The organism is Maribacter sp. LLG6340-A2 (assembly GCF_045057105.1).
Classification (GTDB): domain Bacteria; phylum Bacteroidota; class Bacteroidia; order Flavobacteriales; family Flavobacteriaceae; genus Maribacter.
This window is the reverse complement of sequence record NZ_CP159332.1, coordinates 3,850,225-3,866,197: the sequence shown is the minus strand read 5'-3', so window position 1 is coordinate 3,866,197 and position 15,973 is coordinate 3,850,225. Positions and strand designations below refer to the sequence as shown.

Here is a 15,973-nt window from a genome sequence, read left to right as displayed (position 1 = left end):
AACAAAAATAAGTCCCATTACTTGATGAATTCAATCATTTCAGATTCTTACGCAGTACATTTTAACGAGGTTGCATTTAAGGCATTGAATAGCCATTTATCAGAAAAAAATTATTCAACTGTTTTTATTCTGGTCGATGAAAACACCCATGAACTTTGTTTGCCCAATTTTATGGCCGAAATTAATGGTGAACATGAATTTGAGATTATTGAAATAGAATCTGGTGAAATCAATAAAAATATTGAAACTTGTGTGGGTGTATGGGAAGCACTTTCAGAACTAGGTGCCGATCGCAAAAGTGTTTTGATCAATTTGGGCGGAGGTGTTCTAACCGATATGGGCGGATTCATTGCCTCTACCTTTAAAAGGGGAATAGATTTTATCAATGTACCCACTACCCTATTATCTATGGTAGATGCATCGGTAGGGGGAAAAACGGGAATTGACTTAGGCAACTTGAAAAATCAAATCGGGGTAATAAATCAACCGGTTATGGTTCTTGTAATTCCTGATTTTCTGGATACATTGGAACAAAGACAAATACAGAGTGGTTTTGCAGAAATGCTAAAGCACGGACTTATTCAAGATCCAAAATATTGGAACGCCCTTAAAACGGTAAAAACACTAGAGGAAATGAAAAATCATATTTTAACCTCTATTGAAATCAAGAATAACGTAGTCTTACAAGATCCTACGGAACAACATATTAGAAAAATCCTTAATTATGGTCACACCCTTGGCCACGCCATTGAATCCTATTTGTTGAACCATGCTACTAAGGAAATGCTATTACATGGAGAGGCCATTGCCATTGGTATGATTTTGGAAGCTTACCTATCCAACCAATTACTTGGACTTGAGCAGTCTGCCGCAGATGATATAAAAACTACATTTTTACAACGTTACCCAAAAATTGATTTTACCACTGAGGATATTGATAACCTCCTGGAACTCATGAAATACGATAAGAAAAATTCTCACGGTAAGGTAAATTTTGTACTTCTAAAAGAAATTGGGAAACCTGTTACCGATGTTGAAATTCCTATTGAATTATTTAAACAAGCATTTGCTTACTACAAGGAATAAAAACTTCATATACCAAAAACCTCAATTTCACAACTCTTTAAGATCATCTATCATTTAATTGACTAGTTTAGGATAAAGAAAATCACAACCTTCTAAACCTAAAATAGTTATGACCAGACGACTTATTGATTACAGGAAACTAGACCACAAATTGGCTTCACTTTTAATAGAAAAATACCCTTACGGATATGGTGATGATGATATCATAACCTTTAAAAATATTAATGGGGATTATGTTGAAGCCGTAGAGTTAAAAACAGACGATACTTTGTACTTGGTAAAGATCAGTAAAAGCTTATCCAATTTCATTGCCAATTTTGAAGAGAATATAGATAAGGAACTAGAATCCAAATCTGCCAAGGAGGTAATGCAATCAGAAGATTTGACAAAAGCTTTATACTTAAACTTTGAAAAGGGGTCTGAATCTGAAATGGACCTAGAACTCAACTAGATAACCAGGTAACGTTCCCGCAAGATATTTTCATGATGTTTTTGATGTCCGCTTATGGCCAAACCTAAAGCGGCAACTGACCATGGCATTCCGCTAGCAGTGCCAACACGTGTAAGTTTATTGGGGCTCATATTTTTGAATAGATTTATAGAAGCATCACGCACTGCCAGAAAATCATTTAAAATATCTTCCTTGTCAAGCAGGTTACTTTCGCTTTCAAGGACATAATCATCTTGTTCAAATCCCGGTAATGGCGTCTTGTCATTTCTGGAAATCCTAAATGCACGGTATTGAAAAACACGCTCTGTATCCACCAAATGAACTAGAACTTCTGCAATTGTCCATTTATCCTCTGCGTACTTGGATGTCAATTGCTCAACCGAAATTCGCTCTACAAAAGATTGAAACCATTCTCGCCCTTCTACCAAAGCCATTAAAAGATCATCTTCCTTGTTTAAGGTTTTTAAATAAGTGCCGTAAAAATAATTGAACTCATTTTCCTGCAGGTCTAATATTCTCATGTAGCGTAAATTAAATGAAACATCTATAAAACAAAAAAGCTCAATTATTGAACAATTGAGCTTTTGTGAATGGTATTAACCAAATTATAATTCATTAAAAATCGTATGCATTAAACGTTTTTTATCGTTAAAGCTCTCTTCTAATGAAATCATTGTTTCCGTTCTACTTATACCATCAATATCATCAATTTTAAAAATAATATTTTTAGCATGTGTTGTGTCCTTTGCCCTTATTTTGCAAAATATATTGAACTTACCTGTTGTAATATGTGCTATGGTAACGTTTGGTATTTGGTTTAATCTTTCAAGCACAAATTTTGTTTGATGTGTTTTTTCCAAGAAAATACCAACATATGCAATAAATGCGTATCCTAGTTTCACATAATCCAATGTTAAGGAGGAACCTTTAATAATTCCTGCTTCTTCCATTTTCTTTACTCTTACATGAACCGTACCTGCGGAAATTAAAAGTTTCTTAGCAATATCGGTAAAAGGAGTTCTGGTGTTGTCAATTAACATATCCAGAATCTGGTGGTCTATTTCGTCTAATTTGACTTTGCCCATTGTAATATTTTTTTGCCAAAAATAATTAATTATCACATTAAATGCATCAAAACTCTATTTTTTTTAATGAAAATGTAAACAATTTTACTTTTTCAAAGAAATAAGATAATGAATATCAATTAAGTAGTTTTAATATTTCCTGTTCTTTTAGCCAATTTAGGTCATTGTCCTTAGTGAAATCAATAGTTTTATGACCAAATATTTCATTGGGCCTTACATCAAACTTATGAAGTTCTGGTTTGAATACTATGGAATTATTCTCTAAAACTTCCTTATACTGGATTGCTATTCCTTTACTTTCATCTGCACCTTTTGACTCCTCAGATGGATGATTATGTATGATTACATCTACAAACTGTTTGCCATTTTCAGGGATATGTTCATAATCCTCTACAGTGTATTTGTCCAACACATCATTTACAATAGTGGTAATAGCTTTATATAATGCTTTAAAAATATACTTGCGCGTTAACTCCCGTGAATAATCTCCGGGATAATGACCGGCTTCAAACAATATGGTGGGCACTTCTTTCATTTGAAATGCATCCCCTACACAATTGGCATTAAAACCATCATCATATCTACCTATTTGACCAGGAATTACATCTTGTAAAGTTTCGTTCATAGCTGCAATTAATTGCATACTACGCTTTCTGGATGGTGAATTGTTACGGTCTGCATCAAAAGCTGGTGCCAAAAAAGACACTGTTGCCGGTTTATTGGTAGTACCTACATTAAAAATGGTACGTTGATCATGTAGGTTAAAACAAAAGTCCGGTTTAAAAATATTGAATTGCTCTTTTAAAATTACACTTTCTGGTTGTGAAAGGTCTTGGGCGTCTCTATTAAGATCCACCTTATTTGCATTGACCCTAGTGTAATCTCTAGCACCATCCGCATTTAATATTGGTATTATTTTGAGTGTACATGATTTTTGCAATTCATCATTTAACTCCAAACAACGCAGTAAATCTAAAACAGCTTTTGTAGTGGTAGATTCATTACCATGCATTTGCGACCACATTAATATTCTGTTTGGTCCATGACCATACGTGATACTCTTTATAGCCTCACCGCGTACAGACGTACCTATTAATTCTATTTTAAAGCTATTGGGTAACTCTTTTAGAAATGAATTTATATGGTCATAATGAACATATCTACCTTTCACTTCCTTAACATAAAATGAACTATACTCCTTTTCTTCTAGTGCCATACATCTTGTAATAAAACACAAAAATACTACAGCTAAAGTTTACAATTGTAAACTGCATTATACTACCAATTGCTATTCATAATATACAAATGGAAACAAATTCACATGAAATAAATAGATACTAATTTAAAATATTATAATTCAACATTTTAAATCACATTAAATAAATTAAAAGTTTAAAATAAATTGAAGTTTTACTTATAGAATAATAGTATTTAACACTATAAAAACAACAAATAACTTAACTTTGTAAACATGTTGGATTCTTCTGCATTTATCAAAAGAGTAAAAACCATATTGACCCATTACAATATGTCGGCAGCAGCATTTGCAGATACCATACGCGTACAGCGCTCTAGCATATCTCATTTATTAAGCGGACGCAATAAACCCAGCTTGGAATTTGTAATGAAAATTCACGAAACATTTTCAGGAATTGAATTATCATGGCTTCTCTATGGCAAAGGCTCTTTTCCTCCTACTTCACAAAAGACAGAAGATAAAAGTGTAGCTATCCAAACTTCTTCCACAAAAATGGATGCCAAAAATCAAAGGATTATAGACCGTATTATAATTTTCTATAAAGACGGTACATTTAAAACCTATAGTGAGCAGTAGACTTATTTTTTTTAATTCCACCACGCTATTTTCCCTATTTTTACATCATGGTTAAAAAGATTTTTATAACATTGGCTATCTGTTCAATTTTTACTTCTTGTTATGAACCTGAGCGTAATTGCAAGGAGTACAGAACAGGGTCTTTTACCTTCTTTTATGAGTTGGATGGGGTTAAAAAGGAAGGGAAATTTATTAGGGACGAACAATATAGCGTGGACTATTATGAAGACAAAATAGACAGCGCCACGGTAAGATGGTATAATGACTGTGAATTTGTTCTACAGGACATCAACAGCAAAAATGCTATACAATATAAAATTATAAGTACTACGGACTCCACCTACACCTTTCAATACAAAAGTGCCGTAAAGGACCCCAATAAAGAATTAGTAGTTAAAACAGGAACCGCATATAAAATCAACTGACCATGTTCGAAATTTTCACCAATCCAGATGCTTGGATAGCACTACTTACGTTAACCTTTTTAGAAATTGTCCTAGGTATAGACAATATCATATTTATATCGATTGCCGCAGGTAAGTTAGAACCCGCACAACGTAAAAAAGCTACTAATTTAGGATTGGTATTGGCTATGGTAATGCGTATTGTACTACTATTTGGTATATCCTTACTTACTTCCATGAAAAAGCCTTTCTGGGTTTTTGATAGTGATTGGATTACCGGTGGTATTAGCGGTCAAGGAATTATCCTTTTCCTTGGAGGCTTATTTCTGTTATACAAAAGCACCAAAGAAATACATGAAAAAGTAGAGGATAAAGGACATGATGAACGTGAAGTAAAAAAAGCGCGTTCTACCTCATTGACAAACGCTATTATGCAAATTACCGTCATTAATATTGTATTCTCCTTTGACTCCATTTTAACGGCTATTGGTATGACCAACGGTATTTCACCCAACCCCAATGATGCACTAGTCTTAATGGTCGTTGCAGTAGTTATCTCAGTAATCATTATGATGCTCTTTGCCAACCCGGTTGGAGAGTTTGTAAACAGGCACCCATCCATCCAAATATTAGGGTTGTCCTTTTTAATTTTAATAGGTTTCATGCTAATAGCGGAATCAGCACACTTAAGTCATTTAATCGTGTTTGGCAACGAAGTGGGCACTATACCAAAAGGCTACCTTTATTTTTCCATTGCGTTTTCATTAATGGTGGAATTCTTTGACCTAAGGATGAAAAAGAACAAAAAACCCACTGCCCCTATAGAGGATTAGCAATACTAAACTTTATTAAAGGCCCTTGTAGTCAATTGAATAACAATTGTTTTACAAGGGCCTTTTGCGTATCTTACCTATACTTATATCAACAAAAAACAATACCAACCATGAAAAAAAACAACAAACCGAAATCCACCGGTGTCAACCGTAGGGATTTTGTGAAAAAATCTGTAATGGCCTCATCCATATTCATAGTTCCCAGGCATGTTCTGGGCGGCCCCGGTTTTCTTGCTCCAAGTGACCGTTTAAATTTAGCGGCCATTGGTGCGGGAGGAAAAGGAATTAGTGATATTAAAAATGCTTCCGTTAACGGCAGGGAGCGTGTTGTTGCATTGTGCGATGTAGATTTTTCCGGAAGTGCTGCTAAAAGCGTTGAAAATTTCCCCAAAGCCAAACTATATGATGATTTTAGGGTAATGTTAGATAAAAAGAAAAATATTGATGCCGTTACCATCTCCACACCAGATCATGTACATGGTCCGGCCGCAAAATGGGCAATGGAAAGAGGCATCCATGTTTATGTTCAAAAACCAATGACCCATAACATCAAAGAAGCACGGGCATTGACCCAAATGGCAAGGGAACATAAAATTGTTACCCAAATGGGAAACCAAGGAGGATCCAACCCGCTTTTGGGAATGGTACAGAAATGGATAGACGAAGATAAGATAGGTGCCATCTCCAAAGTACAGGTTTGGACCAACAGACCTGTATGGCCCCAAGGTATAGAAATGCCCAAACCAAATGCCAGCCTAAAACCAGAGGCCTTAAATTGGGATTTATGGTTAGGCCCTGCTACGGAAAGGGAGTACGTACCCAACCTACACCCTTTTAATTGGAGAGGTTGGTGGGATTTTGGTACAGGAGCCTTGGGCGACGTAGGTTGCCATTTAATAGATATACCGTTCAGGACGTTAAACCTTAAATATCCCAAAGACGCAGAGTGTAGCGTAGCATCTGTCTTTTCAAAGATGTGGACACCAGACTATTATCCGGAAGGCTGTCCGCCATCCTCTTTTATAACATTACATTTTGATGCTACGGAAAAATCAAAATCCCCTATAGAAATGACTTGGAGCGATGGTGGTATACGGCCATCACATCCAGATATTATACCGGCCAATGATGATATTGGTGGTAAGGGCAGCGCCAATGGTGTATTAATTATAGGTGAAAAAGGAATCATTTCCACAAATATTAATGACAGCTCCCCTTTAATGCCCAAACTTTATCTGAACGATGGTACCACTGAATTTGGCCCAGAAGTAGAAGACAATAAAGAGCCGGAATATGGACATCAGCGCAAATGGGTAGATGCATGCAAAGCTGGTTTTGGCAGTGAAGAGCATTTAGGGCTTACTTCTTCCTTTGATTACGCCGGACCAATGACAGAAACGGTGCTAATGGGCAATTTGGCCATACGCAGTTATATGTTGCAAAAAGAAAATGCCGAAGGAGCAATGGAGTTTTTTGCACGAAAAAAATTATTATGGGACGGTGAAAATATGCGCATTACCAATATGGAAGAAGCCAATCAATTTGTAGGTAGACAGTATAGAACAGGCTGGGAGGTGTAACAAACATTCATTAAAAATTCATCAAGAATAAAAAAGGAGGCTAAATGCCTCCTTTTTAAATTAGTTACCCCCTTATTAGTTAGGTCTATTCCATGCCATCTTGGGGTTTGCCTCTTTTTGTTCTTTATACAAACGCTGCTGCTGTTTCACAGTCATAGTACTACCATCATGGCTCCAACCGGGAGGGCCAAAAATATACATTAACTTATGCCGTAATTTTTTCACTTTCTTGACATCAGCCCAAATATCCTTGAACTCATGTGTTAAGATTACAATAGGGTTATTGGAATTTGGCGCATGAATTACTCCAAATTTTACATCAATTTCTTCATCATATTCTTTCCAGGTTCCAAAAATCTTATCAAAAATATTTAAAAATCCGCCATGATTTTTATCCAAATATTCCACATTTTGTGCGTGGTGTACCTGGTGCATGGTATGTGTGTTGAATATTTTCTCTATAAAGCCCATTTTAGGAACATATTGAGAGTGCAATTGAAATTGCCAAAAAGATTCTATGGCCAAGCATACCACAACCATTTCTACCGGAAAACCTATTATAGGCATCCAAACGTAAAAGAAAGGCTTGTACAATAGGGTAAACCACCCATTTCTAATAGCCGTACCTAAATTAAAATTATCAGAAGAATGGTGCACAATATGTGCTGCCCATAATATACGTATCTCGTGATTGGCCCTATGAAACCAATAGTAGGTAAAGTCATCCGCTAATTGACATAATAACCATACATACCACGCGTAACCAAATGATTTGTACCCCATAATATTTGTACGGACACCATCTACCATTGGGTTAAAAAGCTCATAGGCGTACTCAAAAAGTACGACCAATAACACAACTTTTAACAAAGGTCCTATAATTGCAGAACCTATACCCATGACGCTACTTGCAGCAAAATCTTTCCAATCATAGAGATCATCGTCTCCATGAGTTTTACTATAGGTAAGTTCCAATAAAATAAAGGCTATAAAAGCTGGTGCACCGTATACCAGAGGGTTGGTAAAATCCATTAATCAAAAAATTTAGGTAAAGATAGTTATAAAAGCTTCCATTCTATACGTTGTCCAATCTTATGTGCCTATTTATGAATAAGCAAAATTAATGATTGTACAAATCGGCTATTTTTGTTTTTTAAGAAGTTCATTTTGTTCTTTTAGCAAACTTTCCATACTTGACAACAAGGCTATATTTTTGGGTGTTTCCACCTCTTTATTCGCAGGGTCTTCAGATTTCTCCTTAAACCTGTTTATAAATTTGACCATTACAAAAATGGTAAAAGCAATAATCCCAAAATCTATTAAAGATTCTATCAGTTCACCATAACCCACTGCTACCTCTTCCACATTTTCCGAAGCTTCCCTAAGAATCCACTTTTTATTGGACAGGTTAACATCATCTGTCAATAATGAAAGTGGTGGCATTATTATAGCAGATACAATAGTACTTACCACTTTATTAAATGCCGTACCTATTATAATACCTACGGCAAGGTCTATCATATTGCCCTTAATGGCAAAATTTTTAAATTCTTGAAAAAAATTCTTCATAATTCCGATTAATCAAATAATGTTTTTGGTTCATCTGGCGGAAGTTCTTTTTCATCCGTTGGCTTATTGTCTTTATCATTGGACCCAACAGCTTCTTCATCTACCACTTCCATATTTTCCGGCTTTTCAGGTTCCTCAGGTTCATAAGGCAAAGGCTCTAAGCTATTGATGTTTTTAACTTTTTCCGTAATCAATTGATTACCTAAAGCTTTTATACCCTTAATCGCTATAAAATTCTCTAAATCAACTTTTTCACTTTCCTTTGGGTCTTTTCCCCTAGGCTTGGGAAACTCTATTTCTATCATGGGTCTCCAATCTGTGGACACCAGTTCTAAATAAGATTTTGGATGCTCTGAAATGAACATTTCCTCTTTGTTTTCATTCTCTATTAAAAACCTCTTAACATAAAACCGCTCTTTTTCACCTTCCCAATAAATAGCAGAAATAGGTTTTTCAGGAATCCATTTTTCAAGCACGATCATATCATCATCAAAATGTGAAGTCAATACAGGCAAGAAAGTCTTGGCCACTCCCTTTTGATTGATCACCAACAGCAAGTCATCACCCTTGAACTCTCCCAATAACTCTCCTCTACCATCCACATTTAGCCTGCGTACCACATCATCAAACCATATTTTTCTAGGTTTTAATGTAGAAACCCCTTTTTCTTTTAGCTCAATACGTTTTACGGAGTACTTGGTAACGATATTTCCTTTTGATGCCCTGCCTTTGATAAGAACATCTGAAAAATCTACATCCCACTTCAGTTTTTTAATACTGCCTACTTGGCGTAGCAATACGGTAATGATTTCCGCTTCCCCATTAGGATTGGCCGAAAAATACAAAACCTGGGATCCAGCCTTACCAGTGGTCAAATCATACATTCTATCTCTTGTGACACTGGTAACATTAAACCGTTTTATATAGGTTGCCCCACCCTTACCATCTTTATATATCATATTATAAGTGGTGCGCTTATCCTTTTTCTTGAAAACGGCAACATGAATAATTCCTTTACCAACAAATAATTTAGAATCTACTTTAGAAACCATCATTTTACCTTCATTGGTAATAACGATAATATCATCAATATCACTGCAATCCGTTACGTACTCATCTTTTTTAAGCGAGGTTCCTACAAAACCTTCTTCCCTGTTTACATAAAGTTTAGTGTTGCGGATCACCACCTTGGTAGCCTCAATATCATCAAAAACCCTAATTTCAGTTTGCCTACCCCTATCCTTACCATAGGTTTCCTTAAGATTTTTAAAATAATCTATGGCAAAATCGATTAGATTCTCCAAGTGATGTTTTACTTCTGCTATACGCTCTTGCAAAGTTTCCAAGTGCTGCTGAGCTTTATCCAAATCGAACTTGGAAATTCTTTTTATACGTATTTCCGTCAACCTAGTAATATCTTCTTCCGTAACCGGACGCTTTAAATGCTTGGTATGCGGTTCAAGTCCTTTTGATATGGCGCTGATTACCCCTTCCCACGTTTCTTCCTCTTCTATATCCCGATAAATCCTATTCTCTATGAAAATTCGTTCTAAGGAAGCAAAATGCCATTGCTCCTCAAGTTCGTTCAACTGAATTTCCAGTTCTTGCCGTAGCAAATCTACAGTAGAGTCCGTAGATCTTTTAAGCATTTCCGTAACACCAATAAATAAAGGCTTGTTATCCTCTATAATACAACCAAGGGGCGAAATGGAAGATTCGCATGCCGTAAATGCATATAGGGCATCAATTGTTTTATCCGGTGATATACCTGCAGGTAAATGGATTAATATCTCTACTTCAGCAGCAGTGTTATCCTCTATTCTCTTGATTTTAATCTTACCTTTTTCATTGGCCTTAAGAATAGAGTCTATTAAACTACCAGTATTGGTGCCATAAGGTATTTCATTGATAACCAATATATTCTTATCAAACTGGGATATTTTTGCCCGTACTCTAACCTTACCTCCTCTTAATCCATCATTATAATTGGTAACATCAATAATACCCGCAGTAGGAAAATCTGGAAATAGTTTAAAACGCTGTCCCTTTAAATGTTTGATGGAAGCATCTATCAATTCATTAAAATTATGAGACAAGACTTTAGTGGACAAACCAACGGCAATACCTTCTGCGCCTTGCGCCAACAAAAGAGGAAATTTAACGGGAAGATTTACCGGCTCTTTTTTTCTGCCATCATAGGATGCTTGCCATTCCGTAATCTTGGGACTGAATACTACCTCCAAGGCAAATTTGGATAATCTTGCCTCTATGTACCTAGATGCGGCCGCCCTATCACCGGTTAAGATGTTACCCCAGTTACCCTGAGTATCGATCAACAAATCTTTTTGCCCTATTTGTACCATGGCATCCGCAATACTGGCATCCCCATGAGGGTGGTATTGCATGGTATGACCCACAACATTGGCAACTTTGTTATAACGACCATCATCCAATTCTTTTAACGAATGCATGATACGGCGTTGCACCGGCTTAAATCCGTCTTCAATGGCAGGAACCGCACGTTCAAGTATTACATAGGATGCATAGTCCAAAAACCAATCCTTATACATACCTGACACCCTGGTCAAAGCTTCGGAATTCTCAGTATTTATACTATTGTCCTCAGAAAGATTATCATTAATTTCCTCGTTAATATCGTCATTCTCTTCCATTCAGAAGTAATCGTATTTACTTAGTTTATATTACTTTATCTTCAATTAAATCAACTTCTACTTTAAGATTGTTGATAATAAATTTTTGCCTGTCCGGTGTATTTTTACCCATGTAAAAACTCAATAATTCTTCTATGGACATGGCCTTGTCCAACATTATTGGCTCCAATCTAATATCCTCACCTATAAAATGCCTAAACTCATCTGGGGAGATTTCACCCAAACCTTTAAATCTAGTAATTTCAGGTTTACCCGATAATTTATTGATTGCATGCTGCCGCTCTTCATCACTATAGCAATAAATTGTTTCTTTCTTATTGCGAACCCTAAATAATGGGGTTTGTAAAATATACAAATGATTTTCCTTGATAAGCTCAGGAAAGAACTGAAGGAAAAAAGTTATGAGCAATAATCTTATGTGCATACCATCTACATCTGCATCAGTAGCGATGATAATATTGTTATAGCGCAAATCCTCAATGGATTCCTCAATATTCAATGCTGCTTGCAAAAGGTTGAATTCCTCGTTTTCATAAACAATCTTCTTGGACATACCGTAAGAGTTTAACGGCTTACCTTTTAAACTGAATACCGCCTGGGTATTTACATCACGCGATTTTGTAATGGACCCCGATGCGGAATCACCCTCAGTGATAAACAAGGCACTCTCCAATCTACGGTCATGCTTCATATCACTTAAATGCACTCTGCAATCCCGAAGCTTTTTATTATGAAGACTGGCTTTTTTAGCTCTATCCCTAGCTAATTTCCGTATACCGGAAAGTTCTTTCCGCTCTTTTTCGGCCATCATAATTTTACGCTGTAGCTTTTCTGCCGTCTCGGTATTTTTATGAAGGTAATTATCTAGGTATTTACCAATAAAATCATTGATATAGGTACGCACGGTAGGGAAATTTCCGCCCATATCGGTAGAACCTAATTTGGTTTTGGTCTGACTCTCGAAAACAGGCTCCATCACCTTAATCGAAATAGCTGAAATTATTGACTTCCTAATATCGGAAGCATCATAATTTTTGCCATAAAAATCACGAATAGTCTTTACGATAGCTTCCCTGAATGCAGCTTGGTGCGTACCCCCTTGTGTAGTATGCTGGCCATTGACAAAGGAATGGTATTCCTCACTATACTGGGTTTTACTATGGGTCAACGCTACCTCAATATCCTCTCCTTTTAAATGAATTACAGGATATAGAAGGTCTTCCATATTATTATTGTCTTCGAGAAGATCCTTCAATCCGTTTTCAGAATGAAACTTTTCTCCATTAAAAACAATGGTCAACCCCGGATTTAAATAGACATAGTTCTTGAGCATGCGTTCCACATACTCATTTCTGTATTTAAAGTTTTTGAATATTTGCTCATCAGGTATAAAGGTAACTTTGGTCCCTTTACGTTTACTGGTTTCCTCCGGACCAATTTCCTTTTCTAGGTTTCCCGAACTAAACTGGGCTGTCTTAACCTTATTTTCCCGTGACGATTGTACTTCAAAAAAACTAGAGAGTGCATTGACCGCTTTAGTACCTACACCATTTAAACCAACGGATTTTTTAAAGGCACGACTATCATATTTACCTCCGGTATTCATCTTGGAAACTACATCTACCACTTTACCCAAAGGAATACCCCGTCCATAGTCCCTAACCTTAACCACCTTGTCCTTGATAGTTATCTCAATGGTTTTACCGGCACCCATCACAAACTCATCAATACAGTTATCTATAACTTCTTTTAAAAGAATATAGATCCCGTCATCAGCAGAAGAACCATCTCCCAATTTACCGATATACATTCCAGGTCTTAAACGGATGTGCTCCTTCCAATCTAGCGAACGTATATTGTCTTCGGTATATTTAGTAGTGTCTTGGGACATGAATTAAAATTTTATGAAAGTGTTGCTAAAGATAATGCCACTGAACAAAAGATAAAACCCCTAACTGTTAAAGTAATTAACAATAAAGTATCCTTTTTTGTTGATAGCCATTCCTGTTTTATAAAGATTGATAATAGCAATAGCGGTAAAAATCAAAATAAATGAGTCAGTATTTGATGACATAAGTCATTGTAAAAATATAAACCGTTTTTTAATTTTAAATACATTAAATGCACTTATGGAATTTATAGACTACTACAAAGTTCTTGAGATTGACAAGAATGCCACACCGGCAGAAATAAAGAAGGCCTATAGAAAGCTTGCAAGAAAATTGCACCCAGACTTAAATCCTAATGACAAAAGTGCCCAAGAAAGGTTTCAAAGGGTCAATGAGGCCAATGAGGTATTGAGTGATCCCGTAAAAAGAAAAAAATACGATGAATATGGCAAGGATTGGGAGCATGCAGAAGCTTTTGAGCAAGCTAAACGGCAGCAACGCAACTCTCCCGGTGGCAATAGAAGAACATATACTAGCAATACCGGGTCTGCTGAAGATTTTTCAGATTTTTTTGAGTCTATGTTTGGTGGTGGTGACTTTAGAAGTGGCGGCAACAGGCGAACCACCCAATTTAAAGGTCAAGACCTTAATGCAACGCTCAAATTAAATTTACTGGATATTTTAGAAGATCAAAAGCAAACCTTGGATCTTGGACATAAAAAAATAAGGATAACCATACCTGCCGGTGTTGAAGACGGACAAACCATTAGAATTAATGGTTATGGATCAGATGGTGCCAATGGCGGACCCAATGGCGACTTGTATTTAACTTTTGAAATTCTTAATAACACCGATTTTAAAAGGGTTGGCAATGATTTGTATAAAAATGAAACAATTACGCTTTATGATGCAATTTTAGGTAATACTATTGAAGTCAACACCATGACCGGTAAAGTAAAATTGAAGGTAAAACCAGAAACCCAAAATGATACTAAAGTAAAATTAAAGGGAAAGGGTATGCCGGTTTACAAAAAGAAAGGTGCTCATGGGGACCTATATATAACTTATAAAGTAGCCATGCCTACCCATCTTTCCCAAAAAGAAAGAGAATTATTTAAACAACTTTCAGAATTACGATAACATGAATTCAGAAAATTATATTCAAATAGAGTTGTATTGCCAACAAACACAAACTCCGATGGAATTCATAGACGAACTATTGGAATTTGAAATGATCGAAGTACAACATATCGAAAACAAAATATACGTTGAGCCACGGCACATTGTAGAAATTGAACGCGTATATAGGTTACGAAACGAACTCGGCATTAATATGGAAGGCATAGATACCTTAAACCATATGATAAAAAAAGTCAACCAATTAGAGCAAGAATTAAAAATGCTACGAGACCGGTTGACTATTTATGAGCATTAAACATTAAAACGGAAATGCATTACATCACCATCTTTTACAATGTACTCCTTGCCTTCTACTCTCATTTTACCCGCTTCCTTTACTTTTGACTCACTCCCAAAGGCAACATAGTCATCATAAGCGATAACTTCTGCCCTAATGAACCCTTTCTCAAAATCGGTGTGGATAACTCCCGCAGCTTGCGGAGCCGTTGCCCCTACAGGTATGGTCCAAGCGCGAACCTCCTTTACACCTGCGGTAAAGTATGTTTCAAGATCTAATAATTTATAGGCCCCACGAATCAATTTGGCAGACCCGGGTTCTTCCAGCCCTAAATCCTCCAAAAACATTTGACGCTCTTCATAAGTTTCCAATTCGGTGATATCGGCCTCGGTACCTACAGCTAAGAATATTACCTCTGCATTTTCTGCGGCAACAGCTTCTTTCACCTTTTCAACATATGCGTTTCCATCTACAGCAGCACCCTCATCCACATTACATACATACATAACAGGCTTGTCCGTAATGAACTGTAAAGGTTTTACAAATTCTAGCCTGAGCTCTTCTTCTATATCAATTGCCCTGACCGAGGTACCAGATTCAAGTCCTTCCTTTACGGCTAATAGTACGGCCTCTTCTTTTTGCGCTTCTTTATTACCTGTCCTTGCCGCTCTTTTAACTTTTTCCAATTTTTTATCTACCGTCTCCAAATCTTTAAGTTGAAGCTCCATGTCTATTGTCTCCTTATCCCTAATTGGATCAACACTACCGTCTACATGCACAATATTATCATTGTCAAAACAACGAAGAACATGAAGAATGGCATCGGTTTCACGGATATTTCCTAAAAATTGATTTCCTAAACCCTCTCCTTTACTTGCTCCTTTAACCAAACCGGCTATATCCACAATTTCCACTGTAGCAGGCAATACCCTTTCCGGACTTACAAGCTCTTCTAACTTTTCCAAACGGGAATCGGGTACATTGACCACACCAATATTGGGCTCTATAGTACAAAATGGAAAATTTGCACTTTGTGCCTTTGCATTGGACAAACAATTAAAAAGAGTTGACTTACCAACATTGGGCAATCCTACAATACCTGCTTTCATAATAAAGAATATTTCAAGGATGCAAATATAGTTTTTAGATCTAC

At 36.4% G+C, this 15,973-nt stretch carries 16 protein-coding genes; 8 read left to right on the top strand and 8 right to left on the bottom strand.

Annotated features, from left to right (window positions below):
• Positions 1–24 precede the first annotated feature (24 nt).
• Both aroB and ABVM52_RS16280 read left to right on the top strand, forming a co-directional pair.
• Complete coding sequence (gene aroB / locus ABVM52_RS16285) at positions 25–1,086, top strand: 3-dehydroquinate synthase (protein ID WP_405382136.1); 1,062 nt, start codon at positions 25–27, stop codon at positions 1,084–1,086.
• A 109-nt stretch (positions 1,087–1,195) separates the two neighbouring features.
• Entirely contained in the window at positions 1,196–1,537 is a 342-nt protein-coding gene (locus ABVM52_RS16280) for a hypothetical protein (protein ID WP_405382135.1), read from the top strand.
• On the opposite strand, the gene ABVM52_RS16275 is transcribed toward ABVM52_RS16280, so the two are convergent.
• The 3 genes from ABVM52_RS16275 to ABVM52_RS16265 form a co-directional block, all read right to left on the bottom strand.
• Positions 1,534–2,058, bottom strand: a complete 525-nt coding sequence (locus tag ABVM52_RS16275; protein ID WP_405382134.1) for a DinB family protein — start codon at positions 2,056–2,058, stop codon at positions 1,534–1,536. The two genes, ABVM52_RS16280 and ABVM52_RS16275, sit on opposite strands and share 4 nt — an antisense overlap.
• A gap of 84 nt (positions 2,059–2,142) precedes the next feature.
• Positions 2,143–2,622: an Lrp/AsnC family transcriptional regulator gene (locus tag ABVM52_RS16270; RefSeq protein WP_027066901.1), complete on the bottom strand. Its 480-nt coding sequence runs from the start codon at positions 2,620–2,622 to the stop codon at positions 2,143–2,145.
• Positions 2,623–2,737: 115 nt separating this feature from the next.
• A complete protein-coding gene (locus ABVM52_RS16265) occupies positions 2,738–3,838 on the bottom strand; it encodes a M14 metallopeptidase family protein (protein WP_405382133.1) in 1,101 nt (366 codons plus the stop codon).
• Positions 3,839–4,093: 255 nt separating this feature from the next.
• Here ABVM52_RS16265 and ABVM52_RS16260 point away from each other — a divergent pair, with 255 nt between their 5' ends.
• From ABVM52_RS16260 to ABVM52_RS16245, 4 genes are all read left to right on the top strand, one after another.
• Positions 4,094–4,456 carry a helix-turn-helix domain-containing protein gene (locus ABVM52_RS16260; protein ID WP_405382132.1) on the top strand — a complete coding sequence of 121 codons (363 nt, stop codon included), beginning with the start codon at positions 4,094–4,096 and terminating at the stop codon, positions 4,454–4,456.
• A gap of 47 nt (positions 4,457–4,503) precedes the next feature.
• On the top strand, positions 4,504–4,881 hold the full coding sequence (locus tag ABVM52_RS16255) for a hypothetical protein (protein ID WP_405382131.1): 378 nt from the start codon (positions 4,504–4,506) through the stop codon (positions 4,879–4,881).
• A gap of 2 nt (positions 4,882–4,883) precedes the next feature.
• The gene (locus ABVM52_RS16250; protein WP_405382130.1) at positions 4,884–5,693 is read left to right on the top strand and encodes a TerC family protein; all 810 of its coding nucleotides are present in this window, start codon (positions 4,884–4,886) and stop codon (positions 5,691–5,693) included.
• A 110-nt stretch (positions 5,694–5,803) separates the two neighbouring features.
• The gene (locus ABVM52_RS16245) at positions 5,804–7,273 is read left to right on the top strand and encodes a Gfo/Idh/MocA family protein (protein WP_405382129.1); all 1,470 of its coding nucleotides are present in this window, start codon (positions 5,804–5,806) and stop codon (positions 7,271–7,273) included.
• A 75-nt stretch (positions 7,274–7,348) separates the two neighbouring features.
• Here ABVM52_RS16245 and ABVM52_RS16240 read toward each other — a convergent pair whose 3' ends face one another.
• The 4 genes from ABVM52_RS16240 to ABVM52_RS16225 all read right to left on the bottom strand — a co-directional run bounded on the left by ABVM52_RS16240 (position 7,349) and on the right by ABVM52_RS16225 (position 13,405).
• Complete coding sequence (locus ABVM52_RS16240) at positions 7,349–8,305, bottom strand: sterol desaturase family protein (RefSeq protein ID WP_405382128.1); 957 nt, start codon at positions 8,303–8,305, stop codon at positions 7,349–7,351.
• Positions 8,306–8,413: 108 nt separating this feature from the next.
• Positions 8,414–8,842, bottom strand: coding sequence for a large-conductance mechanosensitive channel protein MscL (mscL, locus tag ABVM52_RS16235; RefSeq protein ID WP_405382127.1), 429 nt, complete (start codon positions 8,840–8,842; stop codon positions 8,414–8,416).
• Positions 8,843–8,850: 8 nt separating this feature from the next.
• Positions 8,851–11,514, bottom strand: coding sequence for a DNA gyrase/topoisomerase IV subunit A (locus ABVM52_RS16230; RefSeq protein WP_405382126.1), 2,664 nt, complete (start codon positions 11,512–11,514; stop codon positions 8,851–8,853).
• Between the two features lie 25 nt (positions 11,515–11,539).
• Entirely contained in the window at positions 11,540–13,405 is a 1,866-nt protein-coding gene (locus tag ABVM52_RS16225) for a DNA topoisomerase IV subunit B (protein ID WP_405382125.1), read from the bottom strand.
• A gap of 238 nt (positions 13,406–13,643) precedes the next feature.
• On the opposite strand from ABVM52_RS16225, the gene ABVM52_RS16220 reads away from it, so the two are divergent.
• Both ABVM52_RS16220 and ABVM52_RS16215 read left to right on the top strand, forming a co-directional pair.
• Positions 13,644–14,543: a DnaJ C-terminal domain-containing protein gene (locus tag ABVM52_RS16220; RefSeq protein ID WP_405382124.1), complete on the top strand. Its 900-nt coding sequence runs from the start codon at positions 13,644–13,646 to the stop codon at positions 14,541–14,543.
• A 1-nt stretch (position 14,544) separates the two neighbouring features.
• Positions 14,545–14,838, top strand: coding sequence for a chaperone modulator CbpM (locus ABVM52_RS16215; RefSeq protein WP_405382123.1), 294 nt, complete (start codon positions 14,545–14,547; stop codon positions 14,836–14,838).
• Here the strand turns inward: ABVM52_RS16215 and ychF are convergent.
• Positions 14,835–15,929 (bottom strand): redox-regulated ATPase YchF, encoded by a 1,095-nt coding sequence (ychF, locus tag ABVM52_RS16210; protein WP_405382122.1) that lies wholly within the window; start codon positions 15,927–15,929, stop codon positions 14,835–14,837. The genes ABVM52_RS16215 and ychF overlap by 4 nt on opposite strands.
• Between the last annotated feature and the right edge of the window lie 44 nt (positions 15,930–15,973).

Excerpts from the sequence above, each read along its gene's own strand:
- ABVM52_RS16225 (WP_405382125.1), bottom strand. The coding sequence starts at position 13,405 with ATGTCCCAAGACACTACTAAATATACCGAAGACAATATACGTTCGCTA.
- ychF (WP_405382122.1), bottom strand. The coding sequence starts at position 15,929 with ATGAAAGCAGGTATTGTAGGATTGCCCAATGTTGGTAAGTCAACTCTT.
- ABVM52_RS16245 (WP_405382129.1), top strand. The coding sequence starts at position 5,804 with ATGAAAAAAAACAACAAACCGAAATCCACCGGTGTCAACCGTAGGGAT.
- ABVM52_RS16255 (WP_405382131.1), top strand. The coding sequence starts at position 4,504 with ATGGTTAAAAAGATTTTTATAACATTGGCTATCTGTTCAATTTTTACT.
- ABVM52_RS16270 (WP_027066901.1), bottom strand. The coding sequence starts at position 2,622 with ATGGGCAAAGTCAAATTAGACGAAATAGACCACCAGATTCTGGATATG.
- ABVM52_RS16280 (WP_405382135.1), top strand. The coding sequence starts at position 1,196 with ATGACCAGACGACTTATTGATTACAGGAAACTAGACCACAAATTGGCT.
- ABVM52_RS16240 (WP_405382128.1), bottom strand. The coding sequence starts at position 8,305 with ATGGATTTTACCAACCCTCTGGTATACGGTGCACCAGCTTTTATAGCC.
- ABVM52_RS16220 (WP_405382124.1), top strand. The coding sequence starts at position 13,644 with ATGGAATTTATAGACTACTACAAAGTTCTTGAGATTGACAAGAATGCC.
- ABVM52_RS16260 (WP_405382132.1), top strand. The coding sequence starts at position 4,094 with ATGTTGGATTCTTCTGCATTTATCAAAAGAGTAAAAACCATATTGACC.
- ABVM52_RS16275 (WP_405382134.1), bottom strand. The coding sequence starts at position 2,058 with ATGAGAATATTAGACCTGCAGGAAAATGAGTTCAATTATTTTTACGGC.
- mscL (WP_405382127.1), bottom strand. The coding sequence starts at position 8,842 with ATGAAGAATTTTTTTCAAGAATTTAAAAATTTTGCCATTAAGGGCAAT.
- ABVM52_RS16250 (WP_405382130.1), top strand. The coding sequence starts at position 4,884 with ATGTTCGAAATTTTCACCAATCCAGATGCTTGGATAGCACTACTTACG.
- ABVM52_RS16265 (WP_405382133.1), bottom strand. The coding sequence starts at position 3,838 with ATGGCACTAGAAGAAAAGGAGTATAGTTCATTTTATGTTAAGGAAGTG.
- aroB (WP_405382136.1), top strand. The coding sequence starts at position 25 with ATGAATTCAATCATTTCAGATTCTTACGCAGTACATTTTAACGAGGTT.
- ABVM52_RS16215 (WP_405382123.1), top strand. The coding sequence starts at position 14,545 with ATGAATTCAGAAAATTATATTCAAATAGAGTTGTATTGCCAACAAACA.
- ABVM52_RS16230 (WP_405382126.1), bottom strand. The coding sequence starts at position 11,514 with ATGGAAGAGAATGACGATATTAACGAGGAAATTAATGATAATCTTTCT.